17 protein-coding genes are annotated in these 21,418 nt (G+C 71.2%); 15 read left to right on the top strand and 2 right to left on the bottom strand.

Features of this window, described 5'->3' with window-relative positions; translation table 11 throughout:
• The first annotated feature begins 85 nt into the window (after nt 1–85).
• The 15 genes from ACFFCA_RS00650 to ACFFCA_RS00580 all read left to right on the top strand — a co-directional run bounded on the left by ACFFCA_RS00650 (nt 86) and on the right by ACFFCA_RS00580 (nt 19,111).
• Nucleotides 86–469, top strand: a complete 384-nt coding sequence (locus ACFFCA_RS00650; protein WP_375480976.1) for an L-rhamnose mutarotase — start codon at nt 86–88, stop codon at nt 467–469.
• Entirely contained in the window at nt 466–1,920 is a 1,455-nt protein-coding gene (locus ACFFCA_RS00645; RefSeq protein ID WP_375480975.1) for an arabinose isomerase, read from the top strand. The genes ACFFCA_RS00650 and ACFFCA_RS00645 overlap by 4 nt, the downstream gene beginning before the upstream one ends.
• Nucleotides 1,921–1,948: 28 nt before the next feature.
• Complete coding sequence (rhaI, locus tag ACFFCA_RS00640; RefSeq protein ID WP_375480974.1) at nt 1,949–3,115, top strand: L-rhamnose isomerase; 1,167 nt, start codon at nt 1,949–1,951, stop codon at nt 3,113–3,115.
• 71 nt (nt 3,116–3,186) lie between these two features.
• Nucleotides 3,187–5,211, top strand: coding sequence for a bifunctional aldolase/short-chain dehydrogenase (locus ACFFCA_RS00635; protein WP_375480973.1), 2,025 nt, complete (start codon nt 3,187–3,189; stop codon nt 5,209–5,211).
• A gap of 33 nt (nt 5,212–5,244) precedes the next feature.
• Entirely contained in the window at nt 5,245–5,469 is a 225-nt protein-coding gene (locus ACFFCA_RS00630; RefSeq protein ID WP_375480972.1) for a LuxR C-terminal-related transcriptional regulator, read from the top strand.
• Nucleotides 5,470–6,873 carry a rhamnulokinase family protein gene (locus ACFFCA_RS00625; RefSeq protein ID WP_375480971.1) on the top strand — a complete coding sequence of 468 codons (1,404 nt, stop codon included), beginning with the start codon at nt 5,470–5,472 and terminating at the stop codon, nt 6,871–6,873.
• Between the two features lie 199 nt (nt 6,874–7,072).
• Complete coding sequence (locus tag ACFFCA_RS00620) at nt 7,073–9,520, top strand: alpha-L-rhamnosidase C-terminal domain-containing protein (RefSeq protein WP_375480970.1); 2,448 nt, start codon at nt 7,073–7,075, stop codon at nt 9,518–9,520.
• A gap of 261 nt (nt 9,521–9,781) precedes the next feature.
• Complete coding sequence (locus tag ACFFCA_RS00615; RefSeq protein WP_375481046.1) at nt 9,782–10,870, top strand: BMP family protein; 1,089 nt, start codon at nt 9,782–9,784, stop codon at nt 10,868–10,870.
• Between the two features lie 81 nt (nt 10,871–10,951).
• Entirely contained in the window at nt 10,952–12,532 is a 1,581-nt protein-coding gene (locus ACFFCA_RS00610; protein ID WP_375480969.1) for an ABC transporter ATP-binding protein, read from the top strand.
• A gap of 26 nt (nt 12,533–12,558) precedes the next feature.
• Complete coding sequence (locus ACFFCA_RS00605) at nt 12,559–13,689, top strand: ABC transporter permease (protein ID WP_375481045.1); 1,131 nt, start codon at nt 12,559–12,561, stop codon at nt 13,687–13,689.
• 67 nt (nt 13,690–13,756) lie between these two features.
• Entirely contained in the window at nt 13,757–15,043 is a 1,287-nt protein-coding gene (locus tag ACFFCA_RS00600) for an ABC transporter permease (protein WP_375480968.1), read from the top strand.
• 3 nt (nt 15,044–15,046) lie between these two features.
• A complete protein-coding gene (locus ACFFCA_RS00595; protein ID WP_375480967.1) occupies nt 15,047–16,255 on the top strand; it encodes a cytochrome P450 in 1,209 nt (402 codons plus the stop codon).
• A gap of 82 nt (nt 16,256–16,337) precedes the next feature.
• Nucleotides 16,338–16,727: a cytidine deaminase gene (locus ACFFCA_RS00590; RefSeq protein ID WP_375480966.1), complete on the top strand. Its 390-nt coding sequence runs from the start codon at nt 16,338–16,340 to the stop codon at nt 16,725–16,727.
• A complete protein-coding gene (locus ACFFCA_RS00585) occupies nt 16,724–18,007 on the top strand; it encodes a thymidine phosphorylase (protein WP_375480965.1) in 1,284 nt (427 codons plus the stop codon). The genes ACFFCA_RS00590 and ACFFCA_RS00585 overlap by 4 nt, the downstream gene beginning before the upstream one ends.
• A 21-nt stretch (nt 18,008–18,028) precedes the next feature.
• Nucleotides 18,029–19,111 (top strand): adenosine deaminase, encoded by a 1,083-nt coding sequence (locus tag ACFFCA_RS00580; protein WP_375480964.1) that lies wholly within the window; start codon nt 18,029–18,031, stop codon nt 19,109–19,111.
• Nucleotides 19,112–19,129: 18 nt separating this feature from the next.
• Here the strand turns inward: ACFFCA_RS00580 and ACFFCA_RS00575 are convergent, their stop codons facing one another.
• The gene (locus tag ACFFCA_RS00575) at nt 19,130–20,353 is read right to left on the bottom strand and encodes a glycoside hydrolase family 3 N-terminal domain-containing protein (protein ID WP_375480963.1); all 1,224 of its coding nucleotides are present in this window, start codon (nt 20,351–20,353) and stop codon (nt 19,130–19,132) included.
• A gap of 18 nt (nt 20,354–20,371) precedes the next feature.
• A complete protein-coding gene (locus ACFFCA_RS00570) occupies nt 20,372–21,409 on the bottom strand; it encodes an LLM class flavin-dependent oxidoreductase (RefSeq protein ID WP_375480962.1) in 1,038 nt (345 codons plus the stop codon).
• Nucleotides 21,410–21,418: the final 9 nt, after the last annotated feature.

Here is a 21,418-nt window from a genome sequence, read left to right as displayed (position 1 = left end):
ACCCCAAACCCCCACCTTCAAATCTCCCCCCCGCCGGGGGGGGGGGGGGGCCCCCCCCCCCCCCCCGACCCGGGGAGGACGCGTCATGAGGTACTGCTTCCTGCTGCGTGTGCGCGAGGACCTGCTCGCCGAGTACCGCGAGCGCCACGCCCGGGTGTGGCCGGACATGCAGCAGGCCCTGTGCGACGCCGGCTGGCGCAACTACTCGATCTTCGCCCGTCCCGACGGCCTGCTCGTCGGCTACGTCGAGGCCGACGACCTCGACGCCGCGCAGCGGGCCATGGCCGCCACCGAGGTGAACACCCGCTGGCAGGCCGAGATGAGCCGGTACTTCGTGGGCCTCGACGGGCGCGGACCCGACGAGTCCCTCGAGCTGCTCGACGAGATCTTCCACCTGGACGACGACCTGACCCCTGCTGCGAACACCCCTGCTGCGAACACCCCTGCTGCGAACGGAGCCCCACGATGACCGCCCTGGCCGACGCCACCCGCGCCGTGACCGGCCTCGACCGCATCACCCCCCGCCGGACCCGCATCGGGCTGGTGGCCGGTGGCCTCGGGGCGTACTGGCCGCAGTTCCCCGACCTGTTGCCGCAGTTGCAGGCCTCGGCGCGACGCGTGTCCGAACGCATGCAGGCCATGGACTGCGACGTGGTCGACGTCGGGTTCATCTCCGACGCCGAGGACGGTGCCCGCGCGGCCGAGCAGTTACGGGTCGCCGGCTGCGACCTCATCGTCGGCTTCCTGACCACCTACATGACGGCGTCGATGCTGGCGCCGGTCGCGCAGCGCAGCGGCGCCCCGGTGCTGCTGATCAACCTGCAGCCCACCGAGGCCATGGACCACGACACCTTCGACACCGGCCAGTGGCTGGCCTACTGCGGTGCCTGCCCGCTGCCCGAGATGGCCAACACCTTCGAACGCCTGGGGGTGCCGTTCCGGTCGGTGTCCGGCTACCTCGAGGACGAGCGGGCCTGGGCGCGCATCGGCCGCTGGGTCAAGGCCGCCGGCGTGCGCGGCGCCCTGCGCACCGGGCGGCACGGCCTGATGGGCCACCTGTACCCGGGCATGCTCGACGTCTCCACCGACCTGACCCTCGTCACCGCCAACTTCGGCGGTCACATGGAGGTGCTCGAGTTCGACGACCTGCGGGTCCGCGTGGCCGCGGTCAGTGACGCGGACATCGAGACCCGGATGGCGCTGACCCGGGACATCTTCGACCTCGACGACACGGTCCAGGACGAGGACTTCCGGTGGGCGGCCAAGGTGTCGGTGGGTCTGGACCGACTCGTCGACGACTTCGGTCTCGACAGCCTGGCCTACTACCACCGCGGTCTCGAGGGCGAGCAGCACGAGCGTCTCGGGGCGGGCATGATCCTGGGCGCCTCGCTGCTCACCGCCCGAGGCATCCCGGCGTGCGGTGAGTACGAGCTGCGGACCTCGCTGGCCATGCTCATCGTCGACCGGCTCGGCGGAGGCGGCTCGTTCACCGAGTTCCAGGCGCTGAACTTCCGCGACGACGTCGTCGAGATGGGGCACGACGGTCCGGCGCACCTCGCCATCAGCGACCGCCGGCCGCTGCTGCGGGGCCTGGGCGTCTACCACGGCAAGCGGGGCTGGGGCGTGTCCGTCGAGTTCGACGTGAAGCACGGACCGGTCACCCTGTGCGGCATCGTGCAGCGTCGGGACGGGACCTATGGGTTCGTCGCGTCCCGCGGCACCGTCGTGCCGGGACCGCTGCTGCGGATCGGCAACACCACCTCCCGCGTCGACTTCGGAGGCGACCCGGGGGAGTGGGTCGACGCCTGGAGCGCCTCCGGGATCTCCCACCACTGGGCCCTCGGCGTCGGGGACCTGCTGCCCGAGCTGCGCGCGACCGCGGAGCTGCTCGGTGTCGAGCTGGTCGACGTCCGCCTCTGAGCCCCCACCCACGAAAGCAGGTTCACCCATGCCCGACACGGAGAAGGTCGCCGAGGTCCTGCGCCGCCAGCGCATCGAGCTGCCGTCCTGGGCGTTCGGCAACTCGGGCACCCGGTTCAAGGTGTTCGCCCAGCAGGGCGTGCCGCGCGATCCCTACGAGAAGATCGCGGACGCCGCGCAGGTCCACCGCTACACCGGTGTCGCGCCCAGCGTGGCGCTGCACATCCCCTGGGACGCCGTCGACGACTACGCCGACCTCGCCACCGCGGCAAAGGACCACGGGATCGAGCTCGGCACCGTCAACGCCAACGTCTTCCAGGACGACGACTACATGCTGGGCAGCATCACCAACCCCGATCCGCGTGTCCGGCGCAAGGCACTCGACCACCTGCTCGCCTGCGTCGACGTCATGGACCGGACGGGGTCGCGTGACCTCAAGCTCTGGTTCTCCGACGGCACCAACTACCCCGGCCAGGACAACATCCGTGAGCGCCAGGACCGTCTCGCCGAGGGGTTGCAGGCGACCTACGAGCGGCTCGGCGAGCACCAGCGGCTGATCCTCGAGTACAAGCTGTTCGAGCCGGCGTTCTACACGATGGACGTGCCGGACTGGGGCACGTCCTTCGCGCACTGCCTGCAGCTCGGCGACCGGGCCAAGGTGTGCGTGGACACCGGCCATCACGCTCCGGGCACCAACATCGAGTTCATCGTCGCCTTCCTGATGCGCGCGGGGAAGCTCGGCGCGTTCGACTTCAACTCGCGCTTCTACGCCGACGACGACCTGATGGTCGGTGCGGCAGACCCGTTCCAGCTGTTCCGGATCCTGTTCGAGGTGGTGCTCGCCGGCGGCCTGGACGAGGGCACCGACATCGCGTTCATGCTCGACCAGTGCCACAACATCGAGCCCAAGATCCCCGGTCAGATCCGCTCGGTCATGAACGTCCAGGAGGCGAGCGCGAAGGCGCTGCTCGTGGACACCGAGGCGCTGGCCGCGGCGCAACGTGCCGGTGACGTCCTCGGTGCGAACGCGGTCCTGATGGACGCGTACAACACCGACGTCCGCCCCCTGCTCGCCGAGCTGCGGTCCGCGCAGGGCCTGGACCCCGACCCCATGGCGGCGTACGCCGCGTCCGGCTACGCCGAGCGCATCGTCGCCGAACGCGTCGGCGGCCAGGCCGCCGGCTGGGGCGCCTGAATACCCCACCAGAACGCTCTGCCGCGCGTCACGCTCCGGCGGGGACCCCGAAGACAAGGACGCCCTCTCGCATGACAACTGTCGATGACCTCATCGCCCGCTCCAACCGGCTCGGCGCCGACCCCCGGAACACGAACTACGCCGGGGGAAACACGTCGGCCAAGGGGAGCGAGATCGACCCGGTGACCTCCGAGCCGGTCGAGCTGGTGTGGGTCAAAGGTTCAGGCGGCGACCTCGGCACCCTCAAGCCCGCGGGCCTCGCCGTGCTGCGCCTCGACCGCCTGCGCGCCCTCGTCGACGTCTACCCCGGCGTCGAGCGCGAGGACGAGATGGTGGCCGCCTTCGACTACTGCCTGCACGGCAAGGGCGGCGCCGCGCCGTCGATCGACACCGCGATGCACGGCCTGGTCGAGCAGCCGCACGTCGACCACCTGCATCCGGACTCGGGCATCGCTCTCGCCACCTCGGCGGACGGCGAGGCGCTGACGGCCGAGTGCTTCGGGGACCGCGTCGTGTGGGTGCCGTGGCGGCGACCCGGCTTCCAGCTGGGGCTCGACATCGCGGCGATCGCGGCGGCCAACCCGCAGGCGATCGGGTGCGTGCTCGGCGGCCACGGCATCACGGCCTGGGGCGCGACGAGCGACGAGTGCGAGGCCAACTCGCTGGAGATCATCCGGACGGCGGAGCGGTTCATCGCCGACCGCGGACGCCCGGACCCGTTCGGCGCCGTCGTCGGCGAGACATTGCCCGCCGACGAGCGGCACGCTCGCGCGGCCGCCCTCGCCCCCGTCATCCGCGGGCTCGCCTCGACGGACCGACCGCAGGTGGGGCACTACACCGACTCCGAGCCGGTGCTCGACTTCGTCTCCCGGGCCGAGCATCCCCGCCTGGCTGCGCTCGGCACGTCGTGCCCCGATCACTTCCTGCGCACCAAGGTGCGTCCGCTGGTGCTCGACCTGCCGCCGACCGCGCCGCTCGAGGACACCGTCGCCCGCCTCAAGGAGCTGCACGCCGCCTATCGCGAGGACTACGCCGCCTACTACCGCAAGTACGCGTCGGTCGACTCGCCGCCCATGCGCGGCGCCGACCCGGCCATCGTGCTCGTGCCCGGCGTCGGCATGTTCAGCTACGGCGCGAACAAGCAGACCGCCCGCGTCGCCGGCGAGTTCTACGTGAACGCCATCAACGTCATGCGCGGCGCCGAGGCCCTGTCGACCTACGCACCGATCGACGAGTCGGAGAAGTTCCGCATCGAGTACTGGGCGCTCGAGGAGGCGAAGCTGGCCCGGATGCCGAAGCCCAAGGCCCTCGCCTCCCGCGTCGCGCTGGTCACCGGCGCCGCGTCCGGCATCGGACGCGCCACCGCCGAGAAGCTGGCCGCCGAGGGCGCGTGCGTCGTGATTGCCGACCTGTCGCTGGACACGGCGCGCGACGCCGCGGCCGGTATCGGCGGCGCCGACACCGCGGTCGGCGTGCAGGTCGACGTGTCGGACGCGGACGCGGTGCAGGCCGCGGTGGACGCGGCGGTGCTGGCGTTCGGCGGCGTGGACCTCGTGGTGAACAACGCGGGCCTCTCGCTGTCGCGCTCGTTGCTCGAGACCAGCGAGCAGGACTGGGACCTGCAGCACGACGTCATGGCCAAGGGCTCGTTCCTCGTGTCCAGGGCCGCCGCCAAGGCCATGATCGACCAGGGGATGGGCGGCGACATCGTCTACATCTCCAGCAAGAACTCGGTGTTCGCGGGGCCGAACAACGTCGCGTACGGCGCGGCGAAGGCCGATCAGGCCCACCAGGTCCGGCTGCTCGCGGCCGAGCTGGGCCAGTACGGCATCAAGGTCAACGGGGTGAACCCGGACGGCGTCGTGCAGGGTTCGGGGATCTTCGCCAGCGGATGGGGTGCCAACCGGGCGGCGGTCTACGGCGTGGAGGAGAAGGACCTCGGCGCGTTCTACGCCCAGCGCACGATCCTCAAGCGCGAGGTGCTGCCGGAGAACATCGCCAACGCGGTGTTCGTGCTGTGCAGTTCGGAGCTCAGCCACACGACGGGACTCCACATCCCGGTCGACGCCGGCGTCGCCGCCGCCTTCCTGCGCTGACCGGTCCGGGAGACGGCCGTGAACGGAGTGATCGTGACCGAGCGCAGCGCCGACCCCGAGGCCACGGTCGCCCTCGACGACGAGGAGCTGGCGATCGTGCGCCTGGTCGCCGAGGGCCTCGTGCTGGACGTGGTCGCCCGCCGCCTGTCGCTGAGCGAGCGGACGGTCCGTCGCCGGCTGCGCTCGCTGTGTGACCGTCTCGGCGTCGACGCGCCGGTGCAGGTGGTCGTGCTGGCCGCCCGACAGGGGTTGCTCTAGGTGGCCACACGGTTCGCTGCGGTGGATCTCGGGGCGTCGTCCGGACGGGTGATGACCGCCGCCGTCGACCCGCACGGCGTCGAGCTGCACGAGGTGCACCGGTTCACCAACCGGCCGGTGCGCCTGCGCGACACGCTGCACTGGGACGTGCTGTCGCTGTGGGCCGGGGTGGTCGAGGGCCTGCGCCTGGCCGGCGCGTCCGGCCCGCTCGCCGGGATCGGCGTCGACTCGTGGGGGGTCGACTACGGGCTGCTCGACGACGACGGCGCCCTGCTCGCCAACCCCGTCCACTACCGCGACGCACGCACCGAGGGGGTCGTCGCCCGCGTGTCCGAGGTCATCGAGCTGTACCCGGTCACGGGCGTGCAGCAGCTGCCCATCAACACCGTCTATCAGCTCGTGGCGGCCCGCGACGCGTGGGCCGAGCGCAACGCCGCGCACGCCCTGCTCGTGCCCGACCTGTTCGGGTACTGGCTCAGCGGGTCGCTCGGCACCGAGCTCACCAACGCCTCGACGACCGGACTGCTGGACGTCCGGGCCCGAACGTGGTCGACGGACATCACGACGCAGCTCGGCCTGCGCGCCGACCTCTTCCCGGCGGTCCGCGAACCCGGTGACCTCTTGGGGCCGGTGGTGCCCGCCGTCGCCGCCGAGGCCAGCATCGGCGAGGTGCCGGTGTTCGCCGTCGGGTCCCACGACACGGCCTCGGCCGTGCTCGGCGTGCCGGCCCGGGACGACCGGTTCGCCTACATCTCGTGCGGCACGTGGTCACTGGTCGGCGTCGAGCGCGACGCGCCGGTGACCACGCAGGAGGCGCAGGCGGCCAACTTCAGCAACGAGCTCGGTGTCGACGGGACGGTGCGCTTCCTGCGCAACGTCATGGGGCTGTGGCTGCTGCAGGAGTGCGTCCGCTCCTGGGAGCGGTCGGGCGCCACGGTCGACCTGTCCCGGCTGCTCGCCGCGGCGGAGTCGGTCCCCGGCGGGCAGTTCGTGATAGACCCGGACCGTCCGGAGTTCCTGCCGCCCGGGGACATGCCCGCTCGGCTGCAGGCCGAGTGCCGGCGCACCGGCCGGCCCGCACCGCAGACGCAGGCCGAGATCACCCGCTGCATCCTCGACAGCCTGGCCGCTGCCTACCGGCGCACCGTGCACGAGGCCGTGCGGCTGTCCGGTGGCACGGTCGAGGTCGTGCACCTGGTCGGCGGCGGGGCGCACAACGCACTGCTGTGCCAGCTCACCGCCGACGCCTGCGAGCTGCCCGTCGTGGCCGGCCCCATCGAGGCTGCGGCGTACGGCAACGTGCTCGTCCAGGCGCGCGCGGCGGGGGTCCTGCACGGCCACCGCACCGACCTGCGAGCCCTGCTGCGCGACACCGCGATCCGGACGTACACCCCCAGCACCTGAGGGCCCGGGCTGTCCGATCTGGCCGGATTCGGCCACATTCATCGCCAACTCTTGCCCGGTCCTGTGCGGGGGCATATCACTGCCATTGAGACGTTTCACATCGATTCGATCGTGGCCTCGACGCCGATGCACCTGGTGCGCATGGTGTGGCGGAACGGTCACGGGTCCGCGCGCCTGAACGAAACGAAAGGTGACCCGCATGCTGCGAGTCCGTCCCCTGATCGCTGTCACCGCCGCGGCCCTCGTCCCGCTCGCGCTCGTCCCGGCCGCGTCGTCGGCGCGGCCGGCACACCGATCGTCCTGGGCGAAGTACGTCGTCGCCCCCACGAGTCGCGACGTGCGCCCCGTCCGGGTGCTGAGCACCACCGGGCACGTCACGCACCCTCAGGGCGCGCTCGGCCACGGCACCGCGACCCTGACCCGGGCCGCGCCGGCGACCAGGCCGTCGTGGCCGGCCGGGACGACCGCGGACGCCTCGTCGTTCCACGCGGGCAACGAGGGCAACGACGGCAAACCGCGCACCTACGTGGCCGGCAACGCCGTCGACGGCGACCCCGACACCTTCTGGAACGACGACACGATCGGCGCCTACCCCGACGTCCTGACCATCACCACGACGTCCACGCAGACGCTCCCGGGTGTCACCGTGCTGTCGAACGCCGACGGCGTCCCGCAGGACTTCACCGTCGAGACATGGGACGGGACCACCTGGCAGGCCGCGGCCACCGTCACCGGCAACACCGACGTGCTCCGCCGCGTGCCCTTCACCGCACCGGTGTCGACCACGCAGGTGCGCATCACGGTGACGAAGGACCAGTCGTCCGGCAAGGGTGACTTCACCCGTGTCAACGAGGTCTACCCCGGGCTCGTCGCCGACGACCCGGTCGCGCCGAGCGTGACGCTGGACTTCGGCAAGGTCGTCGTCGGCTACCCGCGGGTCGCCTTCGCCGGCGCCTCGGCCAACCACCCGGGTGTGCGGCTGGCGTTCTCGGAGACCACGCAGTACCTCGGTGAGACGTCGGACTTCTCGCGCTCCTACAACGGCGACGCGATCACCCCGGGAACCGACCAGCACGCCGTGCCCGCCGGACGCAGCACGTGGACGGACCGGCACGGCTGCGCAGACGGGACGAAGGTCTGCGCCGACGGCCTGCACGGCTTCCGCTACGTGCGCATCAGCCTCGACGCGCTGGCCTCGGACGCGCCCGACACCGCCGCCTACGGCACGGTGCGGATCCGCGGCGTCTCGCTCGACTTCACCGCCTATCTCGGCACACCGTCGTCCTACCGCGGCTGGTTCGAGTCGTCGGACGCGGCGCTGAACCGCTACTGGTACGACGCGTCGTACACCAACGAGTTGATCACCGACACGTTCCGGCCCGACGACATCGACCCGCGCGGCGCCGACTCACCGGGTCTCGACGGCAAGCTGGTGCTGACCGACGGTGCCAAGCGCGACCGCGATCCCTACGTGGGCGACGTCTACGTCTCCGGCGTCACCGACTACCTGACCCACGACGTCGGGTCGGCGGCGCGCAACGTGCTCGCCGACCTGGCCGACCACCAACGGGGCGACGGGTGGATCCCGCCGGCGTCGATCAACAACTACACCCTGCCGCTGTTCGACTACCCGATGTACTGGGTGACCGCGAGCTACGACTACGTGCTCTACACCGGCGACACCGGTTACGGACGCAGCTACTACGCCAACCTGCAGAAGGTGCTGGACGACTGGTACCCGTCGGTCACGGACGGCAACGGCCTGCTGCAGAAGGGACTGAACGGCACCGGCGGTTACGGCGACTACGCGTTCCTCGGCCGCACCGGTGAGGTCACCTACTACAACGCGCTGTACGTGCTCGCCCTGCGCGACGCAGCCGCCCTGGCGCGCTCCCTCGGCCACCGGGCCGACGCTGCACGATGGTCGGCACGGGCCGCCGACGTGGGCACCGCGATCAACGCGCACCTGTGGGACGCCGACGCGGGGGCGTACCTGGACTCGGCGGTCGGCGACGTGCGCCACGCGCAGGACGGCAACGGGTACGCGGTGCTGGCCGGGGTGGCGTCCCCGGCGCGGGCCCGCTCGGCGCTCGCCTACCTGAACGCGCACACCCGCCAGCCCTACGGCAACGCGTTCATGGACAACGACACCCTCGTCGGCGACGGGTCGCAACGCGTCTACGCGTTCACGTCCTTCCCCGAGATCACCGGGCGCTTCCTGGCCGGGGCCGCGGGCTCGGCGATCAACGAGATCAAGCGGCTCTACGGCCGGATGGCGTCGCACGACCCGGGACACACCGACTGGGAAGGCATCGGCGCCGGCGGGTCGATGTACGAGGGCGCCTACACCTCCGGCGCCCACGGCTGGTCGACCGGCGTGGTGTCGGAACTGACCAACCAGCTGCTCGGCGCCGCACCGGCCACGCCCGGTTACGCCACCTGGACGGTGACGCCGCACCCCGGCACGGTGAAGTGGGCCCGCGGACAGCTGCCCACCCCGCACGGGCCGCTGCAGGTGTCCTGGACGAACGGCCGCCACGGGTTCGCCCTCACCGTGGTCGCGCCCCGGGGCACGTCGGGGACGGTCACGCTGCCCGGTCGGCGGAGCGTCCACGTCCGGGCCGGACGCCACGTGCTGCGCGGCTGACGGCCCCGGGCGGATCGTGAGTTCCGCGTGTGGTCGGGCGGGTGCCGGCCCGTTCGGCGGGGTGCGTCGAGGCGCCCGGCCCGCCCCGAGTTGCAGGCGCGCAACGATCTGGTTTCGGGCGGCCGCCCGGTACCGGACCGCCTCGCGCAGGGCTTAGGGTGCTCCAATCACCGGGTGCGCCCCGAGTGGTCCCGTTCGGGACCGACCGGTGCCGGGCGACCCGGACCAGGACGACAGTGAAGGAGATCGGTCTTGCGCGGAATGCGTGGGATGCAGCTGGGGGCAGTCGCGGTCGGAGCCGCGCTCGTGCTCGCAGCCTGTGGCAGCAGCGGTGGCGGTAGCGGTTCGAGCGGGTCGGGCGACGCCAGCGCCGGCGGCGGCGGGTCGTCGTCCTCGACGGCCAAGTCCAGCGCCAAGGTGGGGATGGCCTACGACGTCGGCGGTCGCGGCGACAAGTCCTTCAACGACCTCGCGGCCGCAGGTCTGGACAAGGCCAAGTCGACCCTCGGCGTGAAGACCAAGGAACTCGCGGCGACGCCGAACGAGACCGAGGCGGCCAAGGAGTCCCGGCTCACCCTGCTCGCCAGCAGCGGTTACAACCCGGTCGTGGCCATCGGCTTCGCCTACGCAACCGCGGTCGGCAAGGTGGTGCCGAAGTTCCCCAAGGTGCACTTCGCGATCATCGACGACGACACCAACTGCACCGGTAAGGCCGCGCAGCCGAACGTCGAGTGCCTGCTCTTCCACGAGGAGCAGAGCTCGTTCCTGGTGGGCGTCGCTGCGGCCCAGGCCAGCAAGACCAAGAACGTCGGGTTCATCGGCGGCGTCAACGAGCCGCTCATCCAGAAGTTCCAGGCCGGTTTCCAGGCGGGCGTGAAGGCTGTCGACCCGAGCATCAAGGTCCAGTCCTCCTACCTGACCCAGCCGCCGGACTTCACCGGCTTCAACGACCCGGCCAAGGGCAAGACCACGGCGCAGGGCATGTACGACAACGGGGCCGACGTCGTGTACGCCGCCGCGGGTGGTTCCGGTTCGGGCCTGTTCGCGGCCGCCGCGGCGGACAAGAAGCTGGCCATCGGCGTCGACTCCGACCAGTACCAGACCGCGCCGGCCAACGAGCGTCCCTACATCCTCACCTCGGCGCTCAAGGGCGTGAACACCGCGGTGTACAACTTCATCTCCGCCGACATCAAGGGTCAGTTCAAGGCCGGCTCGACCCGGTTCGGGCTCCAGGACGACGGCGTCGGGTACGCGACGTCGAACAGCAAGCTCGACCCGTACAAGGCCAAGATGGAGCAGTACAAGGCCAAGATCGCCAGCGGTGCCGTCACGGTGCCGACCACGATCTGAGTTTCACCACCGGAACCGGTCCGGACAGGCGCGGTATAGCGTCTGTCCGGACCGGTTCTCGTTCTCTGGGAGTTGTGACGCATGGTCGCCGACCACGACCTCACGCCGGACCCCGTGCCGGCCGACGCCGCCGACGCGGTGGTCCTCACCGGCATCACCAAGCGCTACCCGGGAGTCGTCGCCAACGACAACATCAACATCAACGTCCGCCGCGGTGACGTGCACGCGGTCGTCGGCGAGAACGGGGCCGGCAAGTCGACCCTGATGAAGATCCTCTACGGCATGCAGAAGCCGGACGAGGGAACCATCACGATCGACGGGCGGCAGGTGTCGTTCGCCTCGCCGGCGGACGCGATCAAGGCCGGGATCGGCATGGTCCACCAGCATTTCATGCTCGCGGACAACCTCACCGTCGCCGAGAACATCATCCTGGGCGCGGAACCCCGCCGCGGCGGCCTGATCAACCGCCGGGCCGCCCGGCGCCGCATCGCCGAGATCTCCGACTCCTACGGTCTCGGTCTGCGGCCGGACGTCCTGGTCGAGAGCCTCGGGGTCGGCGACCGGCAACGTGTCGAGATCTGCAAGGTCCTCTACCGGGGTGCGCGCATCCTCATCCTCGACGAGCCGACGGCCGTGCTCGTCCCGCAGGAGGTCGACGAGCTGTTCGGCAACCTGCGCGAGCTCAAGGCCGAGGGCCTGACCGTGCTGTTCATCTCGCACAAGCTCGATGAGGTGCTGTCGGTCGCCGACGACATCACCGTCGTGCGCCGGGGGACGACCGTCGGCACCGCCGACCCGAAGGCGACCACCGCACGCCAGCTCGCCGAACTGATGGTGGGCAGCGAGCTGCCCGTCCCCGAACTGCGCGAGTCCACGGTCACCGACACGGTGCAGCTGGACGTACGCGGGCTCACCGTCCGCGCCGCCGACGGACGGGCGGTGCTCGACGACATCAGTTTCGCCATCCACCGCGGGGAGATCGTGGGGATCGGGGGCGTCGAGGGCAACGGGCAGGCCGAACTGGTCGAGGCCGTCCTCGGGCTGCGCCCGGTGGAATCCGGCGCCATCGGCCTCGGCTCGGCCGACATCACCCACTGGCCCACCCGCCGACGGCGCACGTCCGGCATCGGCTACATCCCCGAGGATCGGCACCGGCAGGGCCTGCTGCTCGAGGCTCCGCTGTGGGAGAACCGCATCCTGGGCCACCAGACCGAGCAGCCCAACGCCCGCGGACCGTTCATCGACGCGGCGGCGGCCAAGAAGGACACCGCCCGCATCGTGGCCGAGTACGACGTGCGGACGCCCGGCATCGACGTCACCGCCGCCTCGCTGTCCGGCGGCAACCAGCAGAAGCTCATCGTCGGACGCGAGATGAGCGCGAAGCCCAGCGTCCTGATCGCGTCGCACCCCACCCGCGGTGTGGACGTCGGAGCGCAGGCCGCCATCTGGGACCAGCTGCGCCAGGCCCGGGCCGAGGGCCTCGCCGTGCTGCTCATCTCGGCCGATCTCGACGAGCTCATCGGCATGTCCGACACGTTGCAGGTCATCCTGCGCGGCAGGCTGGTGGCCGAGATGGACCCGGCGGCCGTCACGCCGGCCGAGCTGGGGGCGGCGATGACCGGTGCCGGGGCCAAGAACCAGACGGACGGGGTGACCTCGTGACCGCGACCGAGGTCGACGCGGCGCCCGTGACGGCGCGCAGCAGCGCCCGTAGCGACCGCCTCAACGCCGTGCTGCTCGCGATCGTGGCCGCTGTCGTCGCGCTCGTGATCGCCGTGGCCATCACGTCGGTGGTGCTGGCCGTCACCGACCACAACCCGTTCGACACCCTGAAGTCGATGCTGGACTACGGGGTGAAACCCACCCAGCTCGCGACGACCGTCAACGCCGCCACCACGTACTACCTGTCCGCGATCGCGGTGGCCATCGCCTTCCGGATGAACCTGTTCAACATCGGCGTCGACGGCCAGTACCAGCTCGCGGCCATCGTGGCGGCGGCGTTCGGCGGCCAGTTCGCGCTCCCCGCGGGCCTGCACCAGGTGGCGATCATCGTCATCGCCATGCTCGTCGGGTCGTTCTGGGCCGGCATCATCGGCGTGCTCAAGGTGACCCGGGGGGTCAGCGAGGTCATCTCCTCGATCATGCTGAACTTCATCGCCACGGCGATCATCGGCTACCTGATCCTGCCCTCGCACTTCGGCAAGCAGAGCGGGAACGACCTCACCACCAAGCCCATCTCGTCCTCGGGACGGGTCGGCGGCGTGGATATCATCCCCGGGTCCAGCACCAAGGTGTACGGCCTGGTGTTCCTGGCCGTCGTGGTCGGCATCGGTTTCCAACTGCTCGTGTCGCGCACCCGCTTCGGTTTCGACCTGCGCGCCACCGGCCGCTCGACCTCGGCGGCGCAGGCCAGCGGGGTCAACGTCAAGCGCATGGTCGTGGTGACCCTGCTCATCTCCGGCGCGGTCGCCGGCCTCGTCAACATGCCGGTGCTGCTCGGCGAGGCGCACAACTACTCGTTGAGCACACCGTCGGGCATCGGGTTCACCGGCATCGCGATCGCGCTGCTGGGTCGTAACAACCCCCTGGGCATCGTCTTCGCCTCGCTGCTGTGGGGATTCCTCGACACCTCGTCGAACATCCTGCAGATCTCCAGCGTGCCGGATTCGGTCGTGTCCATCACCGAAGGAGTCGTCGTGCTGTCGGCCGTCATCGCCTACGAGCTGGTGCGGCGCTACGCCCTGGCGCGGCAGCAGCGACGAGTCGGTCGTGAACTGGCGCAGCAGACCGGTCCGGCCGACGCCGAGGAGCTCCAGTGACCGCCCTCCGCTTCGCACCGGCCGCCGAAGGCCACGCCGCCGCATCCTTCGCTCGCGGAGCCCGCTCATGACGGTCCGCGACGCGTCGGCGACGGTCAGCAGCGACGTCATGACCGCACCCTCGAGGCCGCCGGTACGCCAGCACGCCGCGCTGCGGATGCTGTTGATCGCGGTGCTGGGGATGGCTCTTCTCAGCCTCACCCGCATCATCAGCGGCGCCGACGACATCACCTCGGCCGGCGCGCTGGGCGCCACCATCAACGCGGCCATGCCGATCATGCTCGCCGGGCTGGGCGGCCTGTGGGCCGAGCGCTCCGGCGTCGTCAACATCGGCCTCGAGGGACAGATGATCCTCGGCACCTGGTTCGGCGCCGAGTTCGCGTTCGCGACGCACAGCGCCTGGATGCTCGTCGTCGGCGGCATCGTCGGCGGGTTCATCGGCGGCGTGCTGCACGCGATCGCCACCGTCGGTTTCGGGGTGGACCAGATCGTGTCGGGCGTGGCGATCAACATCCTTGCCCCCGGCGTCGCGAAGTACCTGGCCGGCATCTACTTCAACAAGCCCTCGGCGCTGTCCGCCGGCGGTGGCCCCACGCAGTCGCCGCAGGTCAAGACCTTCGGGGCGCTCAAATGGACCTCCGCGGCCGATCAGCTCGACAAGATCGAGCAGCACCATTGGTTCTTCGTGTCCGATCTGGCGGGGTTGCTCGAGGGCATCTGCACCAGCCTCAACGTGCTGACCATCATCGCCCTGCTGACCATCCCGGTGACCTGGTTCGTCCTGTGGCGGACGTCCTTCGGCCTGCGACTGCGCTCCTGCGGGGAGAACCCCGACGCCGCCGAGTCGCTGGGCGTCAAGGTCTACACGATGAAGACGATCGCGGTGGTGATCTCCGGGATCCTGGCGGGGGTGGCCGGTGCGTTCCTCGTCAACTTCACCGGCATCTACCGCGAGGGACAGACCGGCGGCCGCGGGTACATCGGCCTGGCCGCGATGATCTTCGGCAACTGGCGCCCCGTCGGGCTGGCCGCCGGGTCCTCGCTGTTCGGCTACACCGACGCGTTGCAGCAGCGCCAGGGCTCGATCTCGGTGCACGCCCTGCTCATCATCGTCGGCGTGATCCTGATCCTGGGTGGGCTCTACCAGGCGTACCGACGCGCGTTCGTCAGCGCGGCCGTCGCCGTCGTGTTCGGCGCGATCGTGCTGGTGCTGTACGCGGTGACGGACACGATTCCCAGCCAGTTCGCGACCTACTCGCCGCAGATCATCACGCTGCTCGTACTGGCCGTGGCCTCGCAGCGTCTGCGGCCGCCCGCCGCCGACGGGCTGCCCTGGCGCCGCAGGGGGTCTTAGCGGGTGCCGCTCACCTTCGATCTCACCGCGCCCGAGGTGGTCGACGACCCGTACCCGTTCCTCGCCGCGGCGCGCGACGAGGGTTCGGTGCAGTGGCACGACGGTCTCGGTATGTGGCTGACGTTCACGCACGCCGCGGCGAACGCCGTGCTGCGCACCCGCTCGCTCGGGCGGCTGTGGGCGCCGCGCACGTTCCCCGACGCCGCGCCGGACGAGACCATGGCCGCCTTCGAGCTCATTCACGTCAACTCGCTGCTCGAGAACGAGCCGCCGGTGCACACCCGGCTGCGTCGCCTCGTGGCCGGCGCGTTCGCCCGGGGGCACGTCGAGCGGCTGCGCGCCCGGATCGCCGAGCTGGCGGACCGCCTCGCCGACGACGTCGCCGACGCGGGTGTTGGTGGCTCGCCCGTCGACCTGATCCGGTACTACGCAGAGCCGCTGCCGGTGCAGGTCATCGCCGAGCTGCTGGGCGTGCCCGAGTCCGACTGGTCGCTGCTGCGCCCGTGGTCGAACGCGATCGTCAAGATGTATGAGTACCGCGTCGCGCCGGAGCAGCGTGCCGAGGCCGAGCGGGCGTCGGCCGAGTTCGTCGACTACTTGCGCGGCCTGGTCGTCGAGCGGCGCGCGCGTCCGGGTGACGACCTGATCTCGTCGTTGATCGCCGAGACGGACGCCGACGGCGCGCGCCTGAGCGAGGACGAGCTCGTCACCACCTGCACGCTGCTGCTCAACGCCGGCCACGAGGCCACCGTCAACGTGGTGGGCAACGGTGTCACGGCGCTGCTCGGCCATCCGGAGCAGTGGGCGGCGCTGCGGGCCGACCCGGGGCTCGTGCCCGGCGCGGTCGAGGAACTGATCCGCTACGACTCGCCGCTGCAGCTGTTCGAGCGGACCGCCACCGCGGACACCGTGGTCGGCGACGTCACCGTCGAGGCGGGCAGCAAGATCGCGGCGCTGCTCGGTGCCGCGAACCGCGACCCGGCCGTCTTCGCGCGACCTGACGACTTCGACGTCACCCGCGCCGACAACCCGCACCTGGGCTTCGGCGCCGGGATCCACTTCTGCGTCGGAGCGCCGCTGGCTCGAGTCGAGCTGCAGGCCTCGCTCACCACCCTGCTGCGCCGCTTCCCCGGCCTGGCCCTGCACGACCGCCCGCAACGCCGACCAGAGTTCGTGATAAGGGGCGTGCAATCGCTGCCCGTGACGATCTGAAGGAGCACTCCATGCCTGCCCTCCGCTTCGCTCCGGACACCGAAGGCCATGCCCCTGTGCCATTCGCTCACTGCGTTCGCTCATGAGCGCCATCGACTGGCCGGCGCTGCGCGACGCGGCGCGCGAGGCCATGGGCCACGCGTACGCGCCGTACTCGAACTTCTCGGTCGGAGCGGCGGCCCTCGTCGACGACGGGCGCGTCGTGTCGGGCTGCAACGTCGAGAACGCCTCCTACGGGGTCGGGCTGTGTGCCGAGTGCGGGCTGGTGTCGGCGCTGCACGCGAGCGGTGGCGGCCGGCTGGTCGCGTTCGCCTGCGTCGACGGTGCGGGTGCGGCCTTGATGCCGTGCGGGCGCTGCCGTCAACTGCTGTTCGAGCACGGCGGCCGGGAGCTGCTGCTCGACACCCCCGAAGGCATCAGGACCATGGTCGACGTGCTGCCGCAGCCTTTCGGGCCGGAGAACCTTCAGTGACCGGTGAGAGTTTCGACGCCGTCGACGTCATCCGCACGAAGCGCGACGGCGGCACGCTCACCGACCCGCAGATCGAGTGGGTGGTCGACGCCTACACCCGCGGCATCGTCGCGGACGAGCAGATGTCGGCGCTGGCCATGGCCATCCTGCTGCGCGGCATGGACGCCAACGAGATCGCCACGTGGACCGCGGCCATGATCGCCTCGGGGGAGCGGCTCGACCTCACCGCCGTCACCCGGCCCACCGTCGACAAGCATTCCACCGGCGGCGTCGGCGACAAGATCACCTTGCCGCTCGCGCCGCTGGTCGCGGCCTGCGGAGCGGCCGTGCCGCAGCTGTCCGGTCGTGGGCTCGGGCACACCGGTGGCACCCTCGACAAGCTGGAGTCCATCCCCGGGTGGCGTGCGCAGCTGTCCAACGAGCAGTTCCGCACCCAGCTCGACGACGTCGGTGCGGTGGTGTGCGCGGCGGGCGACGGGCTCGCCCCCGCCGACCGCAAGCTGTACGCGCTGCGCGACGTCACCGGCACCGTCGAAGCCATCCCGCTCATCGCCTCGTCGATCATGAGCAAGAAGATCGCCGAGGGGTCGTCGGCGTTGGTCCTCGACGTCAAGGTCGGCTCCGGCGCGTTCATGAAGAACGCCGACGAGGCACGCGAGCTCGCCCGCACCATGGTCGAGTTGGGTCGCGCGCACGGGGTCCGGACGGTCGCGCTGCTCACCGACATGTCGACCCCGCTCGGGCGCACGGCCGGCAACGCGATCGAGGTCGAGGAGTCCCTCGAGGTGCTGGCCGGCGGCGGGCCGGCCGACGTCGTCGAGCTGACCCTCGCCCTGGCCCGCGAGATGCTCGACGGCGCCGGGCTGACCGACGTCGATCCGGCGGCGGCGCTGGCCGACGGGCGGGCCATGGACACGTGGCGGGCCATGATCGCCGCGCAGGGCGGCGACGTGGACGCGTCCCTGCCGCAGGCCCGCGAGACGCACACGATCACCGCGCCGTCCTCCGGGGTGCTCACCCGGCTGGACGCCCTGGCGGTCGGGGTGGCCGCCTGGCGGCTCGGGGCGGGACGCGCCCGCAAGGAGGACCCGGTGTCCGCCGGCGCCGGCGTGGTCATGCACGCCAAGCCCGGCGACGAGGTCGTCGAGGGGCAGCCGCTGCTCGAACTGCGCACCGACGAGCCTGCCCGCTTCGAGCGTGCCCTGGCCGCGCTGGACGACAGCTGGGAGGTCGGGGCGGCCGCCGGGCTGACCCCGCTCGTGCTCGCCCGCCTCGACTGACGCAGTGACTACGGTGGGGTCATGTCCACCCCGCCCGTCCCGCTGACGTTCGACACCATCCGCAGCGCCCCGAAGGTGCTCCTGCACGATCACCTCGACGGTGGCCTGCGGCCGAGCACGATCGTCGACATCGCCCGCGAGATCGGTTACGACGCGCTGCCGGCCGACAACGCGGACGACCTGGCCGAGTGGTTCCGCGAGGCGTCGTCGTCGGGGTCGCTGGTGCGCTACCTGGAGACCTTCAGCCACACCGTCGCGGTCATGCAGACCGAGGCCGGGCTGACCCGCGTCGCCCGTGAGGCCGTCGAGGACCTGGCAGCCGACGGCGTCGTATACGCCGAGATCCGCTGGGCGCCCGAGCAGCACACCGAGCAGGGGCTGACGCTCGAGCAGGTCGTCGAGGCGGTGCTCGCCGGGTTCCGTGAGGGCGAGGCCGCGGCGGCCGAGCGTGGCCACACCATCCGGGTCGGGGCACTGGCCACCGCGATGCGGCACGCCGCCCGCTCGCGCGAGATCGCCGAGCTGGCCGTCCGCTATCGCGACGACGGCGTCGTGGGCTTCGACATCGCCGGCGCCGAGGCCGGCTACCCCCCCCACCTCGACGCGTTCGAGTACCTGCGTCGCGAGAACTTCCACTTCACCATCCACGCCGGCGAGGCCTTCGGGCTCCCGTCGATCTGGGAGGCGCTGCAGTGGTGCGGCACCGACCGCCTGGGCCACGGCGTCCGGATCATCGACGACATCGCCAGCGACGGCACGCTCGGCCGCCTCGCGCAGTACGTCCGTGACAAGCGGATCCCGCTGGAGATGGCTCCGTCGTCCAACGTGCAGACCGGGGCCGCCAAGTCCATCGGCGAGCACCCCATCGGGCTGCTGCGCCAGCTGCACTTCCGGGTCACCGTCAACACCGACAACCGGCTGATGAGCGGCACATCCATGACGCGCGAGATGACGCTGCTCGCGGAGGAGTTCGAGTACGGCTGGCGTGACCTGCAGTGGTTCACGATCAACGCCATGAAGAGTGCGTTCATCGGCTTCGACGAGCGGCTGGCCATCATCAACACTCAGATCAAGCCGGTGTACGCCGCGCTGATGGGCGACTGACCGCGCCGCCCGTGACCGTCAGAGCAGGCCGAGTTTCTGCTTCGTCTGCAGCACCAGCAGCGCAGCCGCGTCGACCTTTTTCTTGAACGACGAGTCGCTTTGTGCCTTCGCGAGCAGGGCGGAGGTCATGGTCTGTGCCTGTCCGGCGACCACGGTCAGCACCACGTCCCCACCGGCCTGGACGAAGTCGACGGCGCGCTGACCGGGCGATCGTGAGCTGACCTGGCGCGCGGCGCCGAGGTCGTCGCTGATGACCAGCCCGCGGAACCCCAGGTCGCCGCGGAGCATGCCCGTCACGATGGTCTTCGAGAACGCCGCCGGGGTTCCGGGGTCGATGCGCGAGTAGATCGCCGTCGACATCATGACGAACGGCACACCGGCCTGCACCGCGGCCAGGAACGGGGCGAGGTAGGGGTCGTCGCGGGTGGTGACCGAGTCGGTGACCCCGGAGGTCGTGTCGGTGTTGCCGGCGACCCGGCCGAGCCCCGGGAAGTGCTTGACGGTCGGTGCCACACGGGCGTCGAGCAGGCCCTGCATGACGGCCACGCCGTGGCTGCGGACGCTCGACGGGGTGTGGCCGTACTCGCGGTCGAGATCGCCGATCGGCGGGTTGCTGCCGCCGCCCGCCGGCACGGTGTCGAGCACCGGGGCCAGGTCGACGTCGACGCCGGCGCGCTTGAGCTGCGTGCCCCACGTCCTGGCGTCCGAGCGCAGGGTGGACGGCGAGCGGCCGCCCTGCTGCACGGCGTTCGGGATGGTGCTGAACCCCGGCCCCTGCAGGCGCTGCACGATGCCGCCCTCCTGGTCGGTGGCAATGAGCAGGCCGGCCGTCCTCGGCGCGTGGCGTTGCAGGGCGCCGGTGAGCGAGCGGATCGCGGACGAGCCGGAGTGGGTGGTGCCGTCGAGAATCACCGAGCCGACGTCGTTGTCGGTGATCGCCGACACGGTCGCGTCGGCGACCCCGGTGCTGGGACAGTCGACCATGAGCAGCTGCCCGACCCGCTGCCGCTCGCTCATCGCGGCAAAGACCGACTGGGCGCTCGCTGCTTTCGTGGGCCGTGCCGACGACGACGTGCCGGCGTTACCGGGCGACGAGGCCGACGGTGTGACGGCCGTTGTAGACGTGGTGGCCGGTAACGGCGGCGACGGGTGGCCCGTCGGTGCTGGGCCGCCGCCGGAGGTGCAGGCGCCGGTCACCAGCACCGTGGCCACGGCGGCAATGCACAGGACCCGTCTCGGCATCCTGCGACTGTACGGACCTCAGCCCTGCTGGAGCCCGAGCGGCGCGTCGGCGAACAGCTCGCGGACGAGGGACAGCGAACGGCGTCGGTCGTCGACGTCGTAGACCTGGGCGGTGATCATCAGCTCGTCGGCCTCGGTGGCGTCGAGCAGCTGGGCCAGCTGACGGCGCACGGTGTCCGGGCTGCCGATGGCCTGCCCGGCCCGGCGCTCGAGCACGAACTGCTGCTCGCGCGGCGTCCAGGGGTAGGCGGCGGCCTGCTCGGGCGTGGGCATCCGGCCCGGGTTCCCCTGCCGCAGCCGCAGGAACGACAGCGCGCCCGGCAGCGCCAGCCGGTCGGCCTCCTCGTCGGTCGGCGCGCAGACCGTGTTCACCGTGACCATGGCGTAGGGCTTGGTCAGCAGGCCGCCCTCGCGGAAAGACTCGCGGTACTTCGCGAGCGCGGGCAGGGTGTTCGTCCCGCTGAAGTGGTGCGCGAAAGCGAAGGGCAGGCCCAGCATGCCGGCCAGCTCGGCGCTGAACGTGCTGGAGCCGAGCAGCCACAGCGGCGGCTGGAGGTCGCCGGCCGGGACGGCCTTGACGCGCGCGAAGGGGTGGTCGGCGGGGAAGTCGTCGGCGAGGAAGCAGGCCAGCTCGCCGAGCTCTTCGGGGAAGTGGTCGGCCTGCAGGTCGGTGGTGCGGCGCAGCGCGGCCGCGGTGAGCCCGTCGCTGCCGGGCGCCCGGCCGAGGCCGAGGTCGATGCGTCCCGGGTACAGCGAGGCCAGGGTGCCGAACTGCTCGGCGATCGCGAGCGGTGCGTGGTTGGGCAGCATGACGCCACCCGAACCGACCCTGATGCGCTCGGTGGCGCCCGCGATGGCGCCGATGAGCACCGCGGGGGCCGAGCTGGCGATGCCGGTCATGTTGTGGTGCTCGGCGACCCAGAAGCGGGTGTATCCCAACTCGTCGGCCTGCTGGGCGACCGAGATCGTCGCGCGCAGGGCGTCGGTGGTGCTGACCCCGTCGGCGACCGGAGCGAGGTCGAGCACGGACAGCGGGACGGGCGGGAGCTGGGCCATACCTGGTGG

Source organism: uncultured Jatrophihabitans sp., from assembly GCF_964252635.1.
GTDB lineage: Bacteria > Actinomycetota > Actinomycetes > Mycobacteriales > Jatrophihabitantaceae > Jatrophihabitans.
The sequence above is the reverse complement of the archived record's forward strand: the minus strand, read 5'-3'. Positions and strand labels throughout refer to the sequence as shown.